Origin of the sequence: Actinoplanes subtropicus, assembly GCF_000721705.1 — a bacterium.
GTDB classification, from domain to species: domain Bacteria; phylum Actinomycetota; class Actinomycetes; order Mycobacteriales; family Micromonosporaceae; genus Actinoplanes; species Actinoplanes subtropicus.
This window is the reverse complement of sequence record NZ_JOJL01000025.1, coordinates 20,969-44,419: the sequence shown is the minus strand read 5'-3', so window position 1 is coordinate 44,419 and position 23,451 is coordinate 20,969. Positions and strand designations below refer to the sequence as shown.

The 23,451-nt window shown below is 69.0% G+C and carries 15 protein-coding genes and 2 tRNA genes; 11 read left to right on the top strand and 6 right to left on the bottom strand.

The window, feature by feature from the left end; all coding sequences use genetic code 11:
- Positions 1-35: 35 nt before the first annotated feature.
- The gene (locus IH26_RS0132035) at positions 36-1,355 is read right to left on the bottom strand and encodes a GDSL-type esterase/lipase family protein (protein ID WP_034216402.1); all 1,320 of its coding nucleotides are present in this window, start codon (positions 1,353-1,355) and stop codon (positions 36-38) included.
- Between the two features lie 91 nt (positions 1,356-1,446).
- On the opposite strand from IH26_RS0132035, the gene IH26_RS0132030 reads away from it, so the two are divergent.
- From IH26_RS0132030 to IH26_RS0132020, 3 genes are all read left to right on the top strand, one after another.
- Positions 1,447-1,914 (top strand): MaoC family dehydratase, encoded by a 468-nt coding sequence (locus tag IH26_RS0132030; RefSeq protein WP_030439989.1) that lies wholly within the window; start codon positions 1,447-1,449, stop codon positions 1,912-1,914.
- 157 nt (positions 1,915-2,071) lie between these two features.
- Positions 2,072-3,931: an ATP-binding protein gene (locus tag IH26_RS0132025; RefSeq protein WP_051808875.1), complete on the top strand. Its 1,860-nt coding sequence runs from the start codon at positions 2,072-2,074 to the stop codon at positions 3,929-3,931.
- 93 nt (positions 3,932-4,024) lie between these two features.
- Positions 4,025-4,276 (top strand): DUF4242 domain-containing protein, encoded by a 252-nt coding sequence (locus IH26_RS0132020; protein WP_030439987.1) that lies wholly within the window; start codon positions 4,025-4,027, stop codon positions 4,274-4,276.
- Positions 4,277-4,312: 36 nt separating this feature from the next.
- Here the strand turns inward: IH26_RS0132020 and IH26_RS0132015 are convergent, their stop codons facing one another.
- Positions 4,313-4,696 carry a MarR family winged helix-turn-helix transcriptional regulator gene (locus tag IH26_RS0132015; RefSeq protein WP_030439986.1) on the bottom strand — a complete coding sequence of 128 codons (384 nt, stop codon included), beginning with the start codon at positions 4,694-4,696 and terminating at the stop codon, positions 4,313-4,315.
- 102 nt (positions 4,697-4,798) lie between these two features.
- Between IH26_RS0132015 and IH26_RS0132010 the strand changes: the two genes are divergently transcribed.
- The gene (locus tag IH26_RS0132010) at positions 4,799-6,226 is read left to right on the top strand and encodes an MFS transporter (protein ID WP_030439985.1); all 1,428 of its coding nucleotides are present in this window, start codon (positions 4,799-4,801) and stop codon (positions 6,224-6,226) included.
- Positions 6,227-6,252: 26 nt separating this feature from the next.
- Here the strand turns inward: IH26_RS0132010 and IH26_RS0132005 are convergent, their stop codons facing one another.
- On the bottom strand, positions 6,253-8,115 hold the full coding sequence (locus IH26_RS0132005; RefSeq protein ID WP_157437497.1) for a putative bifunctional diguanylate cyclase/phosphodiesterase: 1,863 nt from the start codon (positions 8,113-8,115) through the stop codon (positions 6,253-6,255).
- A 129-nt stretch (positions 8,116-8,244) separates the two neighbouring features.
- Positions 8,245-9,510, bottom strand: a complete 1,266-nt coding sequence (locus tag IH26_RS0132000) for an ABC transporter substrate-binding protein (protein WP_157437496.1) — start codon at positions 9,508-9,510, stop codon at positions 8,245-8,247.
- Positions 9,511-9,756: 246 nt separating this feature from the next.
- Between IH26_RS0132000 and IH26_RS0131995 the strand changes: the two genes are divergently transcribed.
- Together IH26_RS0131995 and IH26_RS60210 are read left to right on the top strand one after the other, a co-directional pair.
- Positions 9,757-9,830 (top strand) — tRNA-Met (locus IH26_RS0131995).
- Positions 9,831-10,395: 565 nt separating this feature from the next.
- The gene (locus tag IH26_RS60210; protein WP_157437495.1) at positions 10,396-10,848 is read left to right on the top strand and encodes a hypothetical protein; all 453 of its coding nucleotides are present in this window, start codon (positions 10,396-10,398) and stop codon (positions 10,846-10,848) included.
- Here the strand turns inward: IH26_RS60210 and mycP are convergent.
- Together mycP and IH26_RS61535 are read right to left on the bottom strand one after the other, a co-directional pair.
- On the bottom strand, positions 10,814-11,929 hold the full coding sequence (gene mycP / locus IH26_RS58545; protein WP_169789854.1) for a type VII secretion-associated serine protease mycosin: 1,116 nt from the start codon (positions 11,927-11,929) through the stop codon (positions 10,814-10,816). The two genes, IH26_RS60210 and mycP, sit on opposite strands and share 35 nt — an antisense overlap.
- Positions 11,930-12,042: 113 nt before the next feature.
- A complete protein-coding gene (locus tag IH26_RS61535; RefSeq protein WP_169789853.1) occupies positions 12,043-12,699 on the bottom strand; it encodes a hypothetical protein in 657 nt (218 codons plus the stop codon).
- Between the two features lie 70 nt (positions 12,700-12,769).
- On the opposite strand from IH26_RS61535, the gene IH26_RS0131985 reads away from it, so the two are divergent.
- From IH26_RS0131985 to IH26_RS0131975, 5 genes are all read left to right on the top strand, one after another.
- Positions 12,770-21,625: a LamG-like jellyroll fold domain-containing protein gene (locus IH26_RS0131985; RefSeq protein WP_169789852.1), complete on the top strand. Its 8,856-nt coding sequence runs from the start codon at positions 12,770-12,772 to the stop codon at positions 21,623-21,625.
- 118 nt (positions 21,626-21,743) lie between these two features.
- The gene (locus IH26_RS64685; RefSeq protein ID WP_211268788.1) at positions 21,744-22,097 is read left to right on the top strand and encodes a helix-turn-helix domain-containing protein; all 354 of its coding nucleotides are present in this window, start codon (positions 21,744-21,746) and stop codon (positions 22,095-22,097) included.
- A 215-nt stretch (positions 22,098-22,312) separates the two neighbouring features.
- Positions 22,313-22,384 (top strand) — tRNA-Met (locus IH26_RS60205).
- 284 nt (positions 22,385-22,668) lie between these two features.
- On the top strand, positions 22,669-23,007 hold the full coding sequence (locus IH26_RS0131980; protein WP_030439980.1) for a carboxymuconolactone decarboxylase family protein: 339 nt from the start codon (positions 22,669-22,671) through the stop codon (positions 23,005-23,007).
- Positions 23,004-23,297, top strand: coding sequence for a hypothetical protein (locus tag IH26_RS0131975; protein WP_030439979.1), 294 nt, complete (start codon positions 23,004-23,006; stop codon positions 23,295-23,297). Before IH26_RS0131980 ends, IH26_RS0131975 begins: the two co-directional genes overlap by 4 nt.
- Positions 23,298-23,451: the final 154 nt, after the last annotated feature.

Genomic DNA, 23,451 nt, shown 5'->3' with positions numbered 1-23,451 from the left:
GGTCGCACGGTTCGGATCGTCCGGGCAGTGGCCGGTCAGCCGAGGACGGCCGGTAGCGGGATGCTGCGGCCCAGGAGCTGGTCGCCCGCGGCGTTGGGGTGGTAGCAGTCGTTGCGGAGATCGGCGATCATCACCGTCGGGTCGGCCGGGTCGCGGAGCACCGCGTCGAAGTCGACGACGTCGTCGAAGACATCGGTGGTACGGATCCACTGGTTGACGGCCAGACGGGTCTGTTCCTTGGCGCTGCCGGCCGGGTTGCACATCGGCAGGATGGTGGCGCCGACGATGCGGGCGTGCCGGGCGTGGACCCGGGCGGCGATGGCGCGCATGGCGTCGATCACCTGGGTGGCGGAGGCCGGCGGGGCGTTGTCGCCGCCACCGATGTCGTTGGTGCCCTCCAGCAGCAGGACCGTTCGCAGGCCGGGGACGGCGAGGACGTCGCGGTCGAGGCGCTGCGGCGCCGGCGGGCCGCAGCACTGGCCGGTCGGGTCGTACGGGTTGGGCTGCACGCTGACCGTGTTGCCGGAGATGCCGGCGTTGGCCACGGACAGCCGGGCCTCGGCGGGCAGCGCGTCGAGCCGGTCGGCGAGCACGTCGGTCCAGCGCTGGCCGGGCGGGCCGACCGCGTTGTAGCCGTCGGTGATCGAGTCGCCGAGGGTGACCAGGGTGCCGCGGGCCGCCGGGCGGTCGGCGGTGACCAGGTCCATCCACCAGGTCTGGCCCGGGTGGTAGCCGGCCGCGGTGCTGCCGGTGCCGCCCGGGATCACCGGGTGGCCGGGGAAGGCGTCGTCCGAGGTCGCCGACGCGGTGTTGCCGCCGGTGCCGATGTACGAGGCGGGCGGGTCGTAGGCGAACGGCGGGAAGGTGTGGTCGTCGACCGGGCTGCCGGGCGCGTAGAGGCTGACCGCCACGTCCTGCTGGGCGGCCACGGTGATCGGCACCGGGTCACTGACCGTCTCCTGGCCGGGCGGGATGGTGACCGTCCGTGCACCGTGGAAGGTGACGCGCTGGTTGGAGCCGGGCGCCAGGCGGGCCGAGCCGGGCGCGATCGGGCGGCCCAGCCAGGCTTCCCGGATCACGACCGGGGACGCGCCGAAGGGATTGCCGAGGCGTACCCGGAGGCCGGCGCCGGCCACCGAGACCCGGGCGATCTGCCGCACGGTCGCGTCGGGAGCGACGCCGTGCACGCCCTCCAGGGACGCCGACCAGATGCCGGCGGGCGCGGCGGCGGGATGCGGTCCGGCCGCCGCGTCGGACGGTCCGGTCGAGCCGAAGGTGGTGGCGGCGGCCAGTCCGAGGATCAGGGCCGCCGTCGGACGACGATATTTGCGCACCGTGATGACCTCCTTATCCATCGGTCATATTGACACACGTCACTGAGTGACGCGTCGTGATTTTGTCGGTGCGAGTGCGGAAACCGGCGATCTTCGTGCGACGCTGTCCGGTATGGCGCAGTTTCCCACTCCGAGTGACGACCGCTGGTTCGAGGACTACAAGACCGGCGCGGTCTACGAGTTCGGCGACGTCACGATCACCGAGGAGGAGATCCTCGAGTTCGCCCGGCGGTTCGACCCGCAGCCGATCCACACCGATCGGGAGTTCGCGGCCGGCGGCCCGTTCCACGGCCTGATCGCCAGCGGGTGGCACACGTCGGGCATCTTCATGCGCCTGTTCGCCGACAACTTTCTGTCGACAGTGGCCAGCCTCGCCTCGCCCGGGGTGGACGAGCTGCGGTGGCCGCATCCGGTCCGCCCGGACGACCGGCTGCGGCTGCGCGTCCGGATCGTGGAGACCCGGCCGTCCCGATCGAAGCCCGACCGGGGGATCGTCCGCACCCGCGCCCAACTGCTCAACCAGGAGGATCAGATCGTCCTCAGCCTGGTGGCCGTCAACTTGATGCTCCGCCGGCCCTGAGCGGGCGCAGCCCGCCAGCCTTGACGGCGACGGCACGGGAACAGCCCGGCAGCCGGGTGACGGGGGTGACGGACCGCCTGGCCGGTCCGGCTCACCGGGGACTCGTGCCCACGCGTACGCGCAAGGGAATTTGAAGTTTCGCGGCAGACTGAACCGTATGGCCCTGGTGGAGCGGGAGGCGGCGCTGGCCTCGCTGGCCGAGTACGCGGCGCAGGCGCGGGGTGGCGACGGGCGGCTGGTGCTGGTCCCGGGTGAGGCCGGGATCGGCAAGTCGGCGCTCGTCGAGGAGCTGGCGACGGTGGTCGAGGCGCGCTGGGCGTGGGGGCTTTGTGATGGCTTGTCCACGCCGCGGCCGCTCGGACCGCTCTTCGACATGGGACTCTCGGATTTCTCCGAGGTGTCCGGTCGAGGCGATTTGTTCGAAGCGCTGCTTCGCGCGGTGAACGGACCCTCGCTGGACGTCCTGGTGATCGAGGACCTGCACTGGGCCGACGAGGCGACCATCGATCTCGTCCGGTTCCTGGCCCGGCGCCTGCGTAATCTCGCCGTGCTACTCATCGTGACCTACCGGGACGACGGGCTCGCGCCGGGTCACCCTCTGCGGGTCGCGGTCGGTGAGCTCGGCACGCTGCGCTCGACCCGGCGGGTGGGGCTGAGTCCGCTCACGCCGGCGGCCGTGCGCGCGCTGGCCGGCGACGCGGCGCCCGACGGGCTCTACGAGCTGACCGGCGGCAACCCGTTCTTCGTCACCGAGGTGTTGCGCGCCGGGCTGACCGGCGAGGTGCCGGCCACGGCGCGGGACGCGGTGCTCGCCCGGGCGGCCGGGCTCTCCGCCGAGGCCCGGCGCGCGCTGGAGGCGGCCGCGCTGGTCGCCGGCCGGATCGACCCGCGGCTGCTGGACGCCGCGGTCGACGAGGTGGTCACCGCCGGGCTGCTCGTCGGCGACGGGCCGGGCCTGCGGTTCCGGCACGAGCTGACCCGCCTCGCGGTCGAGCAGTCGATCCCGGCGCACCGCACCGGCCGCCTCCACGCCGCGATCCTGGCCGGGCTGCGGGCGCTGGCCGGCGACGACGACGCGCGGATGGCCTATCACGCCGAGGGTGCCCGGGACGAGCCGGCGGTGCTGCACTACGCGGTGCGGGCGGCCCGCCGGGCGGCCGAACTGGCCTCGCACCGGGAGGCGGCGGCGCAGTACGAGCGCGCGTTGCGGTTCGCCGCGGGGCTGCCGCCGGCCGAGCGCGCCGAACTCTACGACCGGCTGAGTGACGAGCTTTCGCTCGTCGACCGGGGAGACGACTCGGTCCGGGCGGCGGAACGCGCGCGCGAGCTGTGGCGTTCGGCCGGTGATCGCGTACGCGAGGGGGATGCGCTCCGCCGGCGCTCGGCCGCGATGGTGAGCCAGTGCCGGGGATCGGAGGGGATGGCCTCCGCGGAGGAGGCGGTCGCCCTGCTCGAGCCGATTGGCCCGACCCCGGAGCTGGCGCGCGCCTATGCCCAGCTGGCCGGCCAGCGGATGCTCGCCAACCGGCAGGCCGACACCGCCCGGCTGGCCGCGTCGGCGCGCGAGGTGGCGGCCCCTCTCGGGCTGCACGAGGTGGTCAGCGACGCGTTGAACACCGAGGCGTGCGTGGCCGCCGCGAACGGGCAGCCGTGGCAGGACGGGATGCGCCGGGCCCTCGCGGTCGCGCTCGACCACCGGCTCGCGGAGCAGGCCGCCCGCGCCTATCACAATCTCTACGGGTCGCTGTCCTGCGAGCGGCGCTATCCGGAGGCGGAGGTGGTCTATCGGGACGGCCTCACCTACTGCGACGAGCACGACATGCCGACGTACGGGACGAGCATGCGCGGCGAGCATGCGGTGACCCTGGCCCGTACCGATCGGTGGGACGAGTCGGCGGCGCTGGCCGGCCGGCTGCTCACCCGCTACGACGCGTCGCCGATCAACCGGATCAGCCCGCTTCTCGCCCTGGCCACGGTGCGCGGCCGGCGCGGTCTCGTGTCGTCGATAGATGGGTAGGCCGTCGCCGAAAACTGGGTAGTCGTACCGATCTGGGTGCACCCCTTGCGGCCGTACGGTTGCCTTCGCTGACGTAAGCGGAAGGGGCGACAGATGCCGATTTATATGGATGTGCACACGATGGACGGCCGGGTGGCGATGGACGATGTCGCCAAGGCGCACCTGGCCGACCTGCAGACGCAGGGCGGGCACGACGTGAGCTACCTGCGGTACTGGGTGGACGAGGCGCAGGGCAAGATATTCTGCCTGGTCGAGGCGCCGTCCGCGGAGGCCGCGGCGGACGTGCACCGGGAGGCCCACGGGCTGGTGGCCGACGAGATCTACCAGGTGCAGGAAGGGTCGTAACTCCGGGGGGAGCCGGCGGCCGGGTCGGCCTACCTCCTACCCGGCCGCCACCGCCAGGTGCTCGGCAAGGACGGCGACCTGGGTCTGGCGGGCCTCGGCGTGCCGGCGCAGCCCCGCCTCGGTGAGCTCGACGAAGACGCCGCGCCGGTCGTCCTCGCAATGCGTACGGGAGACCAGGCCGCCCTTCTCCAGGCGCGCGACCGTCCGGGACAGGGCGCTCTGGCTCAGGTACATGGCGGCGGCGAGATCTTGCATGCGTCGCTTGTCACACTCCCTGGTGGTGAGACGATCCAGGGTTTCGAAGTCGCTCAGGGTGAGGCCGTGCGCCTCCTGCAGGGCGCGCTCCAACTGCGCGGCGACGGCGTTGTAGCTCGTCAGCAGCGATCGCCACCGGTCGACGAGCAGGGATTCGGCCTCCATGTCGCTGCATCTTACTCGTCACGCATCATGGATGCACCAGCATTTGTTGCGTACGACTCTATTGCGTTGTCATTCTATGCGTACGCATATAGCGTCGCCGCCGTGACTATCACGGAATCCTTGCCGCCGGTCGCGGCACCCGCAGAAGTCCGCTGGAGCCCCCGGTTGTGGGGAGTGCTCGCGGTCCTCTGCGCCGTCCTGTTCCTGGACGGTCTCGACGTCTCCATGGTCGGCGTGGCCCTGCCGTCCATCGGTACCGAACTGGGCCTGTCCACCACCTCGCTGCAGTGGATCGTCAACGGCTACGTGCTCGGCTACGGCGGCCTGCTGCTGCTCGGCGGGCGCACCGCCGACCTGCTCGGCCGGCGCCGGGTGTTCCTCGGCGCGCTCGCCGTCTTCACCGTCGCCTCGCTGGTCGGCGGCCTGGTCGACGACGGCGGCCTGCTGATCGCCACCCGGTTCGTCAAGGGCCTGGCCGCCGCGTTCACCGCGCCGACCGCGATGTCGATCCTGACCACCACGTTCCCGGAGGGGCCGGCCCGCAACCGGGCGCTGTCGATCTTCACGGTCTTCGGGGCGAGCGGCTACTCGTCCGGCCTGATCCTCGGCGGCCTGCTCACCAGCCTCGGCTGGCGGTGGAACTTCCTGGTGCCGGTGCCGCTCGCGCTGCTTGCCCTGGCCGGCGGTTTCGCCCTGATCGCCCGGGACCGGCCCGCGGCTCGCGGCGGCCACGACCTGCCCGGCGCGGCCACCCTCATCGCCGGCATGCTGCTCGTCGTCTACTCGGTCGTCTCGGCCCCCGCCCGCGGCTGGCTCGACCCGGTGACCGTCGGCCTGTTCGCGCTGGCGGTCGCCCTGCTGGCCGCCTTCGTGTTCATCGAGAACCGGGTGCCGCACCCGCTGGTCCGCCTCGGCATCCTGCGGATCGGCTCGATCGTCCGGGCCAATGCCAGCATGATCGCGCTGCTCGGCTCGTACGTGAGCTTCCAGTTCATGATGACCCTGTACCTGCAGGACGTGCTGCACTGGGCGCCGCTGCGGATGGCGCTGGCGCTGCTGCCCGCCGGCCTGCTGGTGGCCTTCGGCTCCCCGTTCGTCGGCCGGCTGATCACCCGGTACGGCACCGCGCCGCTGATCGTCACCGCGATGGTGTCGCTCAGCCTCGGGTACGTGTGGTTCCTGGCAACTGCCGGCACCCAGCCCCACTACCTGCTCACCGTCATGCCCACGATGCTGCTGCTCGGCGGCGGCTTCGGCTTCGGCTTCAGTTCGATCATGGCCCAGGCCACGGACGGGATCCCCGACTCGGAGCAGGGCCTGGCCTCCGGCCTGGTCCAGTCCTCGGGCCAGGTGGGCGCCGCCCTGGTGCTGGCCGTGGTCACCGCCCTGGTTTCCACGGGAGCCGGCGCGGCCACCGATTTCGGCCAGTTCCACCCCGGTCTCAACCTCATCACCGGTGTCGCCGTGGCCGGTCTCCTGCTCAACGTGATCCCGCTCGCCGCACGGGCCGCCCGCACCCGGGAGGCCTGATCCCCCGGGCTGTCGATCGCGAGTCGTCAGACCGCGATGGAGGGCTGCTGCCACGTCGCCGCCCAGGCGGGGACGTCGGCGGCGGCCAGCGGCCCGCAGATGTGGCGGCCCTGGGCCAGATCGCCACCGGTGAGGTCGACGAGGCCCAGGGTGCGTTCGTCCTCGACGCCCTCGACCACGACCCGCAGGGACGCGGCGTGGGCGAGCTGGATCATCGCGGTCAGCATGGCCTGGCCGTTGTCGGTGGTGAAGGTGCGGGCGGTGATCCGGCCGTCGATCTTCAGCTCGTCCAGGGGCATGGTCTGCAGGTGGCACAGGGCCGACGCGCCGGTGCCGAAGCCGTCGAGGGAAATCCGCACGCCCAGGTCGCGCAGGGCCGCCAAGGTGGCCGCGGTCGATGCCGGGTCGGCGGCCAGCGCGGCCTCGGTGACCTCCAAGGTGAGGTCGCCGGCCGGCATGTCGTGCCGGCGCAGCAACTTCGCGACCCGCGCCGGGAACCCCTTGTCGAGCAGGCAGGGGCCGCCGATGTCGACCGCCGCCGGCAACCTGAGGTCCTGGCTCCGCCACGTGTGGTAGTACTCCACGACGTCGGCCAGGATCAGGTCGGTCATGACGGTCATCAGGCCGCCCTGCTCGGCGACCGGGACGAACTTCTCGGGCTCGAGCAGGCCGCAGGCCGGGTGGCGCCAGCGGACCAGCGCCTCCACCCCGGCCAGCCGCCTCGTGCCGGAGTCCACCTGGGGCTGGAACAACAGCTCCAGCTCGTCGTTCTGGATGGCGTGCCGCAACTCGCCCGGGGTGGCCGGCCGATCCGGGTGGTCACCGTCCGCGCCGGGGTTGTAGATCGTGATGCCGCAGCGGCTGCGCTTCGCCGTATACATCGCGATATCGGCGAACTGCATCAGCTCCGTGGCGTTGGTGCCGGGGTCCGGGTAAAGGGCGCCGCCGATGCTGGCGCTGACGTCCACCGCCACGCCCTCCAGGTCGGCCGGGCCGCACACGGTGTCCAGCACGCGCCTCCCCACGGCCAGCAGATCCTCCGGCCCGGCCAGGTGGGACAGGACCACGGCGAACTCGTCGCCGCCCAGCCGGGCCACCGTGTCGCTCTGCCGGGCGCTCTGCCGCAGCCGGCCCGCCACCTCCCGGAGCAGCAGGTCCCCGGTGTGGTGGCCGAGGGTGTCGTTCACCTCCTTGAACCGGTTGAGGTCCAGCAGCAGCAGGCCGACCTTCGACCCGTCGCGCGCGGCGCCCGCCAGCGCGGCGTCGACCCGCTCGCCGAGCAGCGCCCGGTTCGCGGCCCCGGTGAGCGTGTCGTGCGTGGCGCGGTGCCGGCTCTGGGCCGCCTGCCACTCCGTGTGCCTCTGGTAGGCGAGCAGAACCAGCGCGCACAGGGTGACCAGGGCAAGGTCGACACCCGAGATGACCTCGACGCCGAGCAGGAGCTTATGGCTTCGATCCTGTGCCTGCCGCAGGGCGGCGCCCATCTCCTGGCTCTTGCGGGCCACATTCACCGCCGCCTGCTTGCGCAGCGCCGACGCACTGCGCGCGGCCTGCTTGGCATCGAGGCTCACCTCGGCGCGGTCGTGCACGCCCTGGGCATCGACGAGGCTGCGCAGGGTGTAGCTGTAGCCGCCGTAGGTGTTCTGCAAGGCGCGGGCGTGCTCCGAGTCGACCGGGCTGCCGTGCGCGTTGAGCCAGCGCAGGATTTCCTCGGCCGAGCCGATCGAGTCGACCAGCGCGGTCCGGCTGGCGTCGTCGGCGGTGCCCAGGAAGTCGACCAGGTGCTCGTACTCGACGCTGATCCGCAGGTAGACGTCGCTCCAGCGCTGGCTGATCTGCTCCATCTCGGCGACCTGCGTCGCCGACCGGGCCGTCACCCGCGTGCTCACCACGGCGAGGGCGGCCAGGAGCGCCAGCCCCGGTCGTGAGGGCGGCCACGGCCACCCGGGCCACGACGCGCCGGCTCATCCCCGGCAACTTCACTCCGCCCTCCTCTCGGCGCTCCTTCCCGGCGCCCGTCAGTTGACTCCCAGCCGGACCGCCATCGCCTGAGCCGCGGCGACCGCGTCGTGCCACCCCGCCTTCGGGTCCTTGCCGGCTTCGACCAGAATCAGCTGCTTGAGGTACAGATCGGCCAGGGCGGCGTCGGCGGGAGCCTCGTACACGTGGTGCACCTTCTGCGCCGACGGGCCGAAGACGTCGATCGTGCGCTGATTGCCGAAGAAGGCATCCGGGGCGGTCAGGGCCGGCATCCCGTACGCGGCGGGCGTCGACGGGAAGAGGCAGACATCGCCGAAGGCGGCCGCCTGGTTCGCCGGCGACAGCAACCACTTGATCACGGTCATCGCCAGGTCCTTGCGGGTCGCCGCGGCGGGAATGGCAAGGAACGAGCCGCCCGAGTTGGCCCCGGCCGCCGACGCCGCGGCGACCCGCCACGCCGTCCTGGTCGCGGGTGCCGCCTGCTCGATGTCCAGCGCGTGCCATGCGGCGCCCAGATCGACGGCGAACTTGCCCTGCGCGATCCCGCTGCCCCACTTCGGGTTGTCGCTCTGAATCGCCGCGCCCAGGCCCTTCCGGGAGACCCCGACGGCGAAGTCCCAGGCGCGGCGGATGTGCGCCTCGTCGCCGATGAAGTGGTTCCCCTCGTCCACGAAACGCTTGGTGCCCTGCCCCAGGCAGACACTGAACACCTGCGTCCCGCTGGCCACGAAGGCCACACCGGGCACCGCCTTCACGAACCGGCTGCCGACCTCGAGGAACGCGGGCCAGTCCGGGATCGCCTCGCTGACCGCGGCCGGAGCCGTGGGCAGGCCGGCCTTCTTGAACAGGCCCGGCCGGTAGAACATCGCATTGGGACCGATGTCGATCGGGAAGCCGATCAGCTGGCCGTCGATCGTGCTGCCCTGCTGCCACTTCCACGGCAGGTAATCACCCCGGACGTCGGCGGCGCCGAGCGTGTTCAGGTCGGTGAAGCGGTCCGCCCGGGGCAGCAAGGAAGCGATGTCCTCACCCTTGATGCCGGCGATCGCGGGTATGTCGTGGCCTTGGTCCAGAGCGCTGACCATCTGCTGCTTGTAGTCGCCGTCGATGATTTTGACGGTCAGCCGGGCCTGCCCGGCGAAGTGCTCCTTGGCCGCGGCCAGCACCTTGTCGCTGAGGCCGCCCGGCCAGCACCACAGCCGCATCTCACCGTCGGTGGCCTGCGTGGCCGCACCGCGCGAGCAGCCCGCACAGGCGGCCAGCGCGGCCGCACCCACGCCCAGAATGTTCCGTCGGCTGACCACCAGCGTTGCCTCCTCGGCCTGAGGCTAATCAGGCCGGGCCGTCCGCGGACCGGAACGGCGAACCCCGCCCGCGCTGGTCGAGCGTCGCCTACCCGCGCGGCGCACCCATCGGCCGGGAGGCGGCGGGCCCAGTCGATCCGGCACGCCGGCCGAGCGGGAGCCGCCGGCCGCGTCATGGCGAGGGGTGGGGCCCGCGGGACCCGGGTCGTCCCCAGTCCCCGGCCCGCGCTAGACTGAAGACACCGACGCGGGGTGGAGCAGCTCGGTAGCTCGCTGGGCTCATAACCCAGAGGTCGCAGGTTCAAATCCTGTCCCCGCTACTAGCAAAACCGCAGGTCAGATGGGGTCTCTCGATCATCGAGGGGCCCCGATTTGCGTCTCCGTTCGGGCACTGTCCGGGCAAACGAGGGAAGCAGTTCCTGGTATGACCCGGCACGAGGCGACGAAGGGTCCGGTGGAACGAGCAGGTGCCGAGGTGTCGCCTACGGTGTAGGTCACTAGTTCTGGCTACACCGGGTTACCGTTCGAAGCCGGATGGCGGCTGCGGCTCGGTGGCTGGCGTAGTGTTCACGCCCTGCAGGCCAGGTGGTCAGCGGTGAGCTGGTGGTCGAGCCCGATCACCTACGCCAGCCTCCCGGTCGCGGCCGACTTGGCGGCCGTGTGGGCAGGGCGGGGCAGCCGTCTTTCGCGCGCAAGCCGCCGTGGTCGGGAGAAGCATGGCGGGATCTGCTGGTAAAGCTCGCTGATCGTGCCGGATGAGATCTTGCGTGCGGCGTCCAGCCATTTCGCGAGGCCCACAGGCCGCGGTGGCGGCTTGTCGAGCCACGGTCGGTACGGTAGGCGATCGACGGCCGTCCTGAGAGGGGATTCATGCGTGTCTCTCGCGTGTCGGTGATCGTGGCAGGAGCGGTGGTCGCTGTGGGCGTGGTGGTTGCTGTCGCGCTCCGCAGCGGATCCGACGAGGGTGCTCCGCCTGCGGTCAACAGTGTGGCCGGCAATTTCCGGGCTTGTCTGGTGCGTTCCTCGGCCGGTTCCCCGGTGTCCACGGCCGTGTGGGAGGCGTTGCGGAAGGCGGCGGGCGGCCGTGTCAATGCGCAGACGTTCGTGGCGCCCCCCGGCCCGCCGGGGGTTCCCTACCTGAACGGGGTTGTCGGGGTCGGCTGTGACGTTGTCGTTGTTGCCGAGCCGGGGTTTGTTCCGGTGGTCGAGAAGGTGGCGGCAAAGGCGCAGCGGCAACGTTTCCTTGTCGTGGGTGGCGGTTCCGCGGCCGGCAATGTCGAGGTGGTGGCGGATGCGGCCGCCGTTAGCGGCTGGATCGGCGGCCACGCCGGCGGATGAACAGCAGCGTGAGCGCGGCTACGGCGGCCAGGGTGGCGCCGAGGCCGGCGATGATCGATGCGGTGCGGAAAGCGTGCCCGGTGCTTTTCGGGTGCGGCTCGGCGATCGGTTGCAGAAGCGGGTTGGGTTCGGCGGGAGGCGCCGGCGCCACGAGCGCTTGGTAGGGGTCGATGAACCCGTATCCGGATGTGTCGTCGCGGCCCTGGCGCGGGTGGTGGGCGGTGCTGGTGAGCCGGCTGATGATTTGGGCGGCGGTTTCGGCGGGGTAGCGGGCGCGTAGTAGTGCTGCTGCGGCGGCGACGTGAGGGGCGGCGAAGCTGGTGCCGGTGGCTTGCTGGTGGCTGCCTTCCGCTCCGGTGGTGTAGATGTCGACGCCCGGCGCGGTCACTCCGAGATATGGGCCTGATTCGCTTTTCGGCCACAGGCGGTCCTCGGCGTCGGTGGCGGCGACGGCGATGACACCAGGCAGCGCGGCCGGGTATTGGGCTGGGTTTCCGGTCAATCTGTCGTTGCCGGCTGCGGCCACGACGACGATGTCGTGCTCGATGGCTGTTTCGACCGCCGTGCGTATTTGGGGATTGAGGATGCGGGCGCAGATCGAGATGTTGATGATTTTGGCGCCGTGGGTGGTGGCGTAGTTGATGCCTTGGGCCAGGACGGCGGGGTCGCTGGTGAGGGTGTCGGAGATCCGTACGGGCAGGATGGTGGCGTCCGGCGCGAGGCCGGTGATGTGGTCCGGTCCGGTGCCGGTGCCGGCGATGATCCCGGCGACGGCGGTGCCGTGGGCGTCGGTCGAGAGGTCGACGCGGCCGTCGGCTGCGTTGCCGGTGAAATCGGCGCCGGGCAGGACTCGGCCGGTGAGGTCGGGATGGTGGTCGTCGACACCGCTGTCCACGACGGCCACGGTGACTCCCTTGCCGGTGCTGAGGGACCAGAGGCGTGCGCTGTCGAAATGCTTCGCATCCAGGGCCCATTGCTGTGCGCTCGGAGCGCGGGGAGCCGCAAGTGCGGGGGTGGCGGCGAACGGGGCTGCGAGGGCGAGCACGATGGCGCCCGTCGCTGGGTTGGATGGCAGTCGCACGGGAGGACGATATGCAGCCTGTCGTCGAATAGGTGTGGCGTAGATCACTTGCTTCAATCTGTCTTCGTTGATCTCGTGATGGGATGGTGACACAGCGTCCATTCTGGATTGCGTCACGGTGACGTCGTCGGCTCTGGGCGCAGCGATCTGATTGGCATTCGGCTGTGCGGGGGAGTGGGTCGCGTGATCACCATGCGTTGGGGACGACCGGTATTGGCGGTGCTGCTGGCGCTTGCGGTGACGGCCGGGTTGCAGCCGGCCCAGGCGCTCGCGGCGCCACCGAATAGAACACCGCCGAGTCCGTCGACGCCGCGGCAGGCTCGGGGAAGCGCTGCGGGCAAGAAACATACGGTGCCGTCCTCGGCCACCGAGGCCACGAAGAGGACCAAGGCCGCGCCGGCATCCAAGGTGAAGCGCCCGAAGGGTGCGGTCGCCGAGTACGCCCCGCACGCGGTCTCGCACAAGGCCCGGTCGTCGGGGTCGAGCGTCCACACTGCCCCGGTGTCGAAGCCTGCGCCGTCGTCGAAGGTTCGGGGGTTCAACGAGCGTACGAGCGTGCGCCGCCCGGATCTGAGCACGGCGACGACGAGCGTGTTCCAGAACAGCGACGGTACGTACACCGCGCAGATCCACCGGGTGCCGGTGAACCGCAAGGCCGCGGACGGCTCGTGGGTGGCCGATCCTAACGCGGCGGCCGCTATCGCTTCGGCGCCGTTGACGGCTGCCGCGGTGTCGAATCCGATCGGGCAACGGACTACGAACGACAGCACTTATGTCCGGTCGGATGTCCAGCAGAACTTCAGTAGCGATAACGCGCTTTACGTCGGCACGAAGTCCGGCGTGAAGTACAACTCGTTCCTGAAGTTCGACGGCTTCGCCGGCCAGCTCAGCAACGCGTACGTGATCAGCGCGAACCTGTACCTGGACACCGAGTACTCCGCCAGCGTCTGCTCAGCCAACTCCGTGAGCGTCGCCCCGGTTACCGGCTCGTGGAATCCCGCCACGCTCAAGACGTATCCCGGTCCGGCGACGGGCCCGGTCATCGGCACCGCGTCCTGGACCGGCGGCGTCAACTGCTCGCAGGGCCGGGTGTGGGGCGCGGTTCCGCTGGCGCCGCGTACGTTCACGAACTGGGCGCACGGCTGGGCGGCGAATCAGGGGCTGGCGGTGACCGCGCCGAACGACGAGACCGCGTGGAAGGAGTTCAACCCGGACGACGCTTACCTGTCGATCGAGTATGCCGCGGATGGTGCTGGTGCGTCGTACGCCGAGACGCTCTACATGTCTCCGTGGAACAACAAGACCGGCTGGGCGAAGGTCACCGTGCAGAACGAGGGCTCGGCGACGTGGACGCCGACCAACGGGTATCAGCTGGGCTACGAGATCTACACGGTCGCCAACGGCGTTCGTACGCTCTACTCGACCTCGAACTACCTGACTCCGATGCCGGGCAATGTGGCGCCGAACAAGTCGGCCACGGTCACCGCGACGTTGCCCGCATTGCCGGTCGGCAAGACGTACCAGGTCTGCTGGGACATGGTGCACAGTGGCCAATACTTTTCCGGCCTGGGTATTCCGCAAGCCTGCTACGCGGTCGACGTGGTCAACAACCCGCCCGTGATGGATTCGCTGTACCCGTACAACAACTCGACGCAGTACAGCCTGACGCCGACGCTGTCGATGACCGCGCACGACGTCGACGCGTACCCGGCCGGCGCCGCGCTGACCTACACGTTCAACCTGTACGCCGCCGGTTCGACCACCGTGCTGGCAACCTCCGGCTCGACCACCGCGAACAGTTGGACGGTACCCGCCGGGAAGTTGTCCTGGGGCAGCACCTACTACTGGCAGGCACAAGTCAGCGACACGAACAAGGCGTCGGCGTGGTCGGAGCCCGGCTACTTCGGCGTCCCGTCGCCCGCACAGCCGCTGCTCACCAGCCATCTCGGCGCCGTCTCGGGAGACGCGACGATCGGTGGCGTCAACCCGGCGGCCGGTAATTACTCGACGCAGGTCGTCGACGCGTCGCCGGCGCCTGACCAGTCCGGCCCGCGCGCCGAGATCCGTCGCACCTACAACAGTGTCGACCCGAGCCTGTCCAACGCGTTCGGGGCGGGCTGGGCGTCGCTGCTGGACACCCGCGTCATCCCGGACTCGGATGGCTCGGGCAGCGTCGTCGTGGTGTTGCCGGACGGCAGGCAGGAACGGTTCGGCAAGAACGCGGACGGCTCGTTCGCCTCACCTCCTGGCATGCGGCAAGTGCTGACCGCCTCCGACCCGAACTCGCAGTACCAGCTGCGGGATCCGTCCGGGCTACGGTACGAGTTCGCCTACACCGGTGTCGACCCGGTGACCGGGCAGTCGTTCGTCGGGCTCCGGTGGCTGCTCGACCCCAACGGCCACAATGTCGCGCTCACCTGGCAGAACGTCGCGGTGACCGGCGCTGACGGGGTCGCGAAGACGTTCAACCGGCCCGCCTACATGGAGACCGAGTTCGTCCGTTTCCCGAATACTTTGCCGTTCGACCGGGGCATCTGGTTCACGTGGGGTGCAGGCAGCGTGGTGAACGCGGCCGGCGCGACGGTGACCGTTCCGCACGTCACTCAGGTAGGCGTGCGGCAGATCCACGCCTACCGCGAACGGGACTGGACGTACACCTACGACGACGCGAACAACCTCACGTCGATGTGTCCGCCGACGTCGACGACCGCGTGCGCCACCTACAGTTACACCTCGGGGGCGAACTCCGGCTCGCATTTCGCGTCGATGGTGGTCGACTCCAACCCGCGCGCCTACTGGCGGCTCGGCGACATGGCCGGCGCCACCCGCGCCGCCGATCAGGTCGCCGTGAATGTCGGCACCTACGACGCGACGCTGACCAATGTCACCCTCGGCCGGCCCGGTGCCCTGGCCGGAACGCCGGCCACGTCGGCGTTGTTCAACGGAAACAGCTCCAAGATGGCGCTGCCCGATCATCTGCTGGACGGCAACGCGATGGCCGCCGGGATGTGGTTCAAGACCAGCCAGGCCGGCGGGGTACTGCTCAGCTATCAGAGCGCGCCGGGCGGAACAGCGGTCACCTCCAACTACACGCCCGCCCTCTACATCGGCTCGGACGGCAAGCTCCGTGGCCAGTTCTGGAACGGCAAGGTCGCGCCGATGACCTCCAGCACGGCGGTCAACGACGGCAAGTGGCACCACGTGGTGCTCTCCGGCTACTCCGTCAACCAGAACCTCTACCTCGACGGCGCGCAGATCGGCACCCCGCTCACCGCCGGCAACATCGCGCCTCCGGCGGCCGGCATGCCGTACGTGACGGTGGGCGCCGGGCAGCTCAGCGGCACGTGGCCGGCCCTGCCGGCCAACAACGCCCTGGGCTGGTTCGCCGGTCAGATCCAGGACGTCTTCCTCCTCAACAAGCCACTCGGCCTGCCCGCCGTTCAGCAGGAGTACGCGGCAGGCACGCTTGCCGCCCGGGAACTGGTGACCAGCAAGCTGCCGTCCGGGAAGACCACCGCCGGCCTCGCCTACGACGCCGTCGCCGACCGGGTCACGTCCGTCACCACCGGCGACGGCGGGACCTTCGGATTCAGCGCGCCCGCCACGACCGGATCGACGAACTACTACCGCGGCGCCGTGCTGAGCACCCGGCCCACGTACGGCTACCCGATGAACGAGAGCTCCGGGACGGTCGCGCGGAACCTGCTCGGGCTCAACCCGACCACTGACAATCCGCGCGACGGCGTCTACAACAACGTCGTTCTCGGCACGCCCGGCCCGTTCGGCGACACCGGCGACCCGGCCGGCTCCTTCGACGGCACGTCGGCCTACCTGTCGCTGCCGTCCGGCGCGATGGACGACGGCACCGGCAACGCCGCGGTGGCGCTGTGGTTCCGTACGACGACCGCGGGCGGCACCCTGTTCTCGTACCAGTCGACGCCGATCGGAACCGTACCTTCCAGCGGCTACGTTCCGGCGCTGTACATCGGCACCGACGGCAAGCTGCGCGGGCAGTTCTGGGACAACTCACTGTCGCCGATGACGTCGGCCGCAGCGGTCAACAACGGTGTCTGGCACATGGTGCTGATGGCCGCCTCCGGTACAACTCAGACGCTGTGGATCGATGGCGTCAAGCAGGCTACCCACACCGGCAAGGCGATCAGCGGGTACGCCTCTTATTACGCGATGACGAACGTCACCGTCGGCGCTGGTTACGTCGGCGGCCTCTGGCCGTCCATCCAGACCAGCAACCCGCAGGGCTACTTCACCGGCCAGATCGCTCAGGCCACCGTGTACGCGCTGAACATCGACCAACTCACCCCGAATGCGGCGGCCTACCTCTACCAGGCCAAGGGATCGTCGATGACGCCCACGCCGACCACCACGGTGACGGTCACCGAGCCCGGCGGTAGCACGTCGGTCATCACCATGGACCCGGGCAATGGCGGGCGGACCACCGCGGTCACCAACCCGCTCGGGCAGACCACCTACTTCACCTATGACACCGCAGGCAACCGGGTGGGCATCACCGACGCCGACGCGCATAGCTTGAGCCTGGTGTTCGACGCCAACCGCAACCCGGTCCAGCGGACCACCTGCCAGACCCCGAGCTCCTGCCAGACCAACTCGTACACGTACTACTGGAACTCCACCGACCCGGCCGACCCGCGCAACGGCAAGGTTCTCAGCGCGACCGACGGCCGCGGGGGAACCGCCTACCAGACCACCTACACCTATACCAACACCGGGGACATCGCGACCGCCGTCACGCCACCAACGGCGGAGTCGCCGAACGGCCGCACCACGACCTACGCCTATACCACCGCCACGACACCGTCCGCCTTCAGCAATACCGCGTTCGCACCGGCGGGCCTGCTCGCCTCGGTGACCGACCCACGCGGCGCCGTCACGAAGTACGAGTACTGCGAAAGCGGTCTGATCTGCCGGCTGACCGAGCCTTCCGGCCGGATCACCGAGTACGGCTACAACTACTACCGCAACTACCTCACCAACATGTACGTCAAGACGACGGCATACCCGGACGGCCTGCAGACCCAGTTCCAGTACGACGACCTGGACCGGGTCGTCAGCGAGGTGGATCCGCCCACCACCGACGCCGTGACCGGCAAGACACACAGCCTGGTCACCACCACCCAGTACGACGACGACGGCAACGTCAGCAAGCGCGACGTCACCGACTGGGGGCAGCTGTACGACCAGCTGATCCAGAACCCGGACGAGAGCAGCACCTCCTCCTTCATCTCCCGCAAGGCGTCAATCGCCGGGCAGACCGGGCTCGACGCCACCCGGTCCACCTCGTACACGTACAACGCCGGCAACCGCCTCGCGTCGGTGACCGACCCGCTCGGCAACACGACCAGCTACACCTACAACGCCTTCGGCTGGAACACCAGCAGCACAGCCGCGGACGGGCTGGTCTACCGATACGACTACTCGTCGGCGGGTGACCTGCTGACCACCACACTCCAGGGCTGGACCGGCGATCCGGCCGCGCCAAGCGCGCCGGCCGACCTGGTTCTCGATTCTCGCGCCTACGATCCGGCCGGACGTCTCGCCTCGGTCACCGACGCGATGGGCCGCACGGCCGCGTACACCTACTTCGACGACAACCGGCTGCAGTCGGTCACCGACGCCGCAGGCAGCCCCGACGCGACCGTCACGGCGAGCTTCACCTACGACGCTGCCGGCAACAAGGTCGGCGAGTGCGACAACTGGACCGCCACCAAGGGATGCGGCAAACAGCTCCAGTGGGCGATCGACGCGGGAAACAGGGTCACCCAGACCGTCGCCGACCCGTCTGGCGCCAACATCGCTGTCGCCCTGACCTACGACGCCGGTGACAACGTCCTGACCCAGACTGCCACCGGCGGCGGTGACACCAGGACCACGACCTTCCAATACGATCCGGTGGGCCGGCTCACCTCGCAGGCCGTCGCCGACGGGTCGAGCACGCTGACCACCACCATGACCTACGACCAGCGCAACGTGCTGACCTCGCAGACCGATCCGCGCGGGAACGTGTCGGGCGCGACCGCCGCCGACTACACCACCACCTTCCGGTACGATGAGGCCGACCGGCCGGTCGCCGTCACCACGCCACCGGTGCAGACGGAGAACGTCGGCGGAACCGCCGTCAAGGCCGTTGCCACCACGCTGACCGGATACAACACCTACGGCGAGATCGGCGAGCAACAGAGCCCCACCGGACGGATCCAGACCAACACCTACGACCTCGGCGGCAGGCTGACGGCCACCGCGTGGCCCGCCTACACCCCACCCGGCACCAGCGCCGCGCTCACCCCTGTCGTCCGCTACCAGTACGACAAGCTCGCCCAGCTGACCAAACTGACCGACCCGCTCGGTAAAGACATCACCTACACCTACGACCAACTCGGCAACCAGGTCAACCAGACCTTGCAGGATGGACGGACCACCCGCACCTCCTACGACACCGTCGGCGAGGCCCTGTCCACGACCGATGCGACCGGCGCACGCACCGAAGCCACCTACAACGCCCTTGGCCAGCAGATCACCTCCACCGCGATCGTGCGCGGCACCACCCCCGCGGCCTATACCACCACGTACGGGTATGACGCGGCCGGGAACCTCTCCACGATCACGGATCCCCTCGGCCACGCCACCACGCAATCCTTCGACCACCTGAACCGGTTGACCGGCCAGACCGATCCGCTGAGCAACACCACCGGCTACGCGTACAACCTGGCGAGCCAACTGCTCAAACAAACCGCCCCGGACGGAACCGCCTCGGTCGCCAGCTACGACCCGGCCGGCCGGCTCACCGCGGTTACCGACCAGAACGCCGCCGGCACGACGCTGCGCAGCTACTCCTTCGGCTACGACGCTGCCGGCAACCGCACCTCCGCTACGGACCCGCGCAGCAAGACGATCACCGCTGTGTACGACGCGCTGAACCGCACCACCAGCCAGAGCCAGCCCGGCGCCAGCGGCCAGACGATCACCACCTCCTTCGGGTACGACGCGGACGGCCGGACCACCCGCTACACCGACCCGAACACCAACGCCACCACCTACACCTACAACGCACTCGGAATGCTGGAATCCACCGTCGTGCCGCCGGTCGCCGGGCAGACCGCGGCGGCCGACCGCACCACCTGGCAGCGCTACGACGCCGCCGGCCGAGCTACCAGCACCACCAGGCCTGGCAACGTCACCATCACGAACACCTACGACGACACCGGGCGGCTCACCGGCCAATCGGGCAGCGGTGCGGAGGCCGCCACCGCCAATCGCGGCTTCACCTATGACGCCGCCAACCGGCTGCTGACCGCCACCGGCGCCAACGGCACCGAACAGTTCACCTACGACGACCGCGGCCTGCTCACGACCTCCACCATGCCCGGCTGGAACACCACCTTCGGCTACGACGCCGCAGGGCAGCTCACCACCCAGACCGACGCTACCGGCACCACCGGCTACGGCTATGACGCCGCCGGCCGGCAAACCAGCCAACACGACCCGCTGACCGGCGCAAACATCACCGTCGGATACAACAAAGTCGACCAGCCCACCACCGTGGCCTACGGCACCGGCGGACCCACCCGCGCGTACGGCTACGACGACCTGCACCAACTGGTCGCCGACGTCATCAAGAACCCAGCCGGAGCCGTACAGGCATCGGTCGCCTACGACTACGACCCGGCCGGGCACGTCACGTCGAAGACCACCAGCGGCGTCGCGGGAGCCGGCAGCAACACCTACACCTACGACGACGCGGGCCGCCTGTCCACCTGGACCGCAGGCTCCGTCACCACGCCGTACAGCTACGACCCGGCCGGCAACCGCACCCGCGCCGGACCGGCCACCTACACCTACAACGCCCGCTCCCAGGTCACCGCCGCCACCAACGGCAGCACCACCACCGGATACACCTACACCAGCCGGGGCACCACCGCAGCGATCACGACCGGCGCCAGCACAACCACGGTCACCTCCGACGCCTACGACCAGCAGACAACCAACGGCAACACCAGCTACACCTACGACGCGCTCGGCCGCCTCGCCACCGTCACCGCCGGCGGCACGAGCCGATCCCTCACCTACGGCGACCTGTCCAACGGCGTCACGTCCGACGGCACGCAGACCTTCGCCCGCACCGCAGGCGGCGACCTGCTCTCCGCCAACATCAACGGCACCGGAGCGTTCCTCGACGTCGACCAGCACGGGGACGTCACCGGCACCTTCACCACCACCGGGTCCAGCCTGACCAGCTCCAGCAGCTACGACCCCTACGGCAACATCCTGGCGTCCACCGGCACCCAAGCCGACCTCGGCTACCAAGGTGGCTGGACCGACCCCGCCACCAGCTTCGTCAACGCTGCATCCCGCTGGTACAGCCCCACCACCGGAAACTTCACCAGCGCCGACACCCAACAGAACCAACCCGAACCCGCCGTCAACGCCAACCCCTACGCCTACGGCAACGACGACCCCCTCGGCAACAACGACCCCAGCGGCCATGACGCCTGCAGCGCCAACCTCCAGGCAACCGCAAAACTGAAAGCCCAAGCCGCCGCCGCAGCAGCAGCCGGCGCCAAGTGGTACCAGCGCGCCAAAGCCGAAGCCGACCGCCTCCAAAAGGAACGCGAAGAAAAAGCCCGGCAGCTCGAGGAACTTCACGAACGCCAAGCCCCCGGCGGAGGCGGCTCCGGCTCCGGTTCCGGCGGCAACACCGGAGGGTGGCAAACCACAGTCGGCTCGGGAGGCTCGCTCTACTCCGGCTACGACGATCTCACCGGACAATCAGGGGCACCGGTCAATATCCCTACAAACGGTGGATCAAAGACCGCATCGAAACCCTGGTACCAGAGCAAATGGATCACCTACGCCGGATACGGCCTTGCCGCAACATTTATCCTGGCCGGCTCAATCTCGTACATCCCGGCAGCGGCGTACGAGCTAGCAGCAGCGGACACCACCCAATGCACCCCTGGCAACGCCCCTGCCAAACCTAAGGACACGGCGCCTGCCCGCTCGAAGGGACCCGCGGAGGCGACCGGATCGACCGGACAGGCAAAACAGGCAGCCTCCGACCTACCCCAGGGTGCCCAAGCACCACAGGAAGACCCGGACGCCGGCACCGTACCGAATCCCCAGCACACCTGGTGGGAAGAAGACGGCTGCACCGTCCTCGGCCTCAAACGCGACGGACAATCAAGCACGGCCACCGCGTGGGACTGCGGGGGGCACCCAAGAACACCGGATGGGCACCGCCTTTGGAATAATCACGAGGGGCTTGATACTGATGAGCAGGCTCCCCTCCCGGCGGAATATATGATCACGTCGGGTGACAACCTCGAGAAGGGTGACTACCACTACGTCGTAATGCCAGATCGATCAGTACGCGCGTTTAGAAACGACGACGTGTATGACAATCAGATTTGGGCTGGACATACTAGTCTCGCGGCCGGTGCTGGACGCAAGCCGGCGAGACCCCCCGCGCTAGATCAAGCTGTGATAATGGCGGGAACATTCCATGTGAACGATTTTGGTGTCATTGACGAGTATGACAATTACTCAGGACATTTGGCGCCTGGGCATGATGGTGATAGGAAAGGGCTCAAGGAGATAGCTACGGCTGCGTTAATGGGTAACGGATTCGACGTAAGTTCGACTCCCTGGAAATGGGCGGGGTAGGAGCGGCAGGGAAATCTAGCCAAGGCTCTCCTGGCGCGGGGCTCGTTGCCCACTTTGCTGCCATGTAGCGCTGCGGTGAGCCCTGCTGGCCGCTGACTTTATTGGAGATGACACAGGCATGCCCCCTGACTTCGGCAGTGTTTTGCGAGGTCTTATGGAAAATAGGAACCTTTCGCCTTCATCGTTGAGCCGAGCCTCGGCGCGGGCGGAGTCGACCATACGGCGCCTTCTCGCTGGTGATCTAGAGCCGCGCGCCGACCTTATCCAAGACATCGCTCCAGTGCTACAGATATCCTTAGCTGACCTGCTGGTTATCGCGGGATTGCCATCACGTGAGCCGCTTGCTCCACGGCTTCGCCAAGATGTGCAGGCGGAGATCGGTCGACTGGTTGCTCTCGCTAGCCCACTACCCTCGGAACAGATTCAGCAGCTCATAAATATTGCCGACGAGTTGAATGGCCGGCTCGAATAGGTGGCGCTGTTCGACTGCCAACTTATCGTTCCTGCGCTGCCGGAGCAGATTGTCAAGATCGAGTAATGCCTGGGGATAGAACTTGCGGCCGGGCCGATCGAGGACGTCTTTGTTCCGGCATCGCCCCGACCAGGCTCACTTGTGGACTCAAAGAACCGGACTGAAGATCGGAAATACCAACAAATATCCGCCAGCGGCGGCCGGAAACATCATGAGGCAGCACGATCTGGCAACCTCTCGCTGGGCTCATAACCCAGAGGTCGCAGGTTCAAATCCTGTCCCCGCTACAAAGAAAGTGCAGGTCAAAGGCCCGTCACCCACATAGGTGACGGGCCTTTGTGTATTCCGTGGTCGCAGACGAAAGGACAGCAACCGGTGACCCAGCGCTCGTGGGCGCGCCGTGGCCCTGACTCCGGACGGAGCCGGCCGGTGAAAGGGGGGACTGTTTCCTCCCTGGATAGGGCTCGTGCGGCTGGAAACCGTTCGGCTGACCGCGACCCCGACAGGCGGAGGCACCCCATGATCGTTGTGACCACACCGACAGGCACTGATTCGGAGAGGAGACCATCGGATGGCAGACGACACTGAACCGTCGGGTGCCCAACAAATGTTCGGGGACTTCGCGTCGGCGTTGGTGGGCTTCACCGACGACGTGTTGTTCGGGCAGGTGTGGGAACGGTCGGAGCTCTCGCCGCGCGATCGCAGCCCGATCACCGTGGCCGGGCTGGTCACCAGCGGCGCCACCGAGCAACTCGTCCACCACCTCGGCCGCGCTCAGGACAACGGCGTGACCAGGCAGGAACTGATCGAGGTCATCACCCACCTGGCGTTCTACGCCGGCTGGCCCAGGGCGATGACCGCGATGACCGTCGCCAAGGACGTCTTCGAGAACGACCCTGGGAAGCCGTGACCCGCACCGACCGGAGTCAACTTGCCAGCGAAGGAAGGGTCGCGGTTGTCGACTCCTGGCAGGACCGGGCCACGAGAGCCGCGCTGGGTGCTGCGGTGCTCGGCTTCTTCGCCATCACGCACGACGCGTCGGTGGTCAACTCCGTCCTGGCCGCCATCCGCGAGGATCTCGGCGGCGGGATGTCCGGGCTACAGCCCCACTCCTCGGCCAACGGCTACACCAATCTCACGGACGACTTGGGCGAGGGCTGGCGCCGCAGAGCCGGCGACGGCGAGAGGGAACCGGGATGAGCGACATCCACGCCGGCCGCCGTCGCGGCCAGCTCCCGCAGCAGCGCGCTCGACCGATTGGCCTTGTCCACATAATAGATTTTCCCGGCCAGGCGATGCCGCGAATAGACCGCACGGAATGCCGCCACGTTGTCCGCGAGCCGTCCCGGCAGAA

Excerpts from the sequence above, each read along its gene's own strand:
- IH26_RS0132035 (WP_034216402.1), bottom strand. The coding sequence starts at position 1,355 with ATGGATAAGGAGGTCATCACGGTGCGCAAATATCGTCGTCCGACGGCG.
- IH26_RS0132030 (WP_030439989.1), top strand. The coding sequence starts at position 1,447 with ATGGCGCAGTTTCCCACTCCGAGTGACGACCGCTGGTTCGAGGACTAC.
- IH26_RS0132025 (WP_051808875.1), top strand. The coding sequence starts at position 2,072 with ATGGCCCTGGTGGAGCGGGAGGCGGCGCTGGCCTCGCTGGCCGAGTAC.
- IH26_RS0132020 (WP_030439987.1), top strand. The coding sequence starts at position 4,025 with ATGCCGATTTATATGGATGTGCACACGATGGACGGCCGGGTGGCGATG.
- IH26_RS0132015 (WP_030439986.1), bottom strand. The coding sequence starts at position 4,696 with ATGGAGGCCGAATCCCTGCTCGTCGACCGGTGGCGATCGCTGCTGACG.
- IH26_RS64685 (WP_211268788.1), top strand. The coding sequence starts at position 21,744 with ATGCCCCCTGACTTCGGCAGTGTTTTGCGAGGTCTTATGGAAAATAGG.
- IH26_RS0131980 (WP_030439980.1), top strand. The coding sequence starts at position 22,669 with ATGGCAGACGACACTGAACCGTCGGGTGCCCAACAAATGTTCGGGGAC.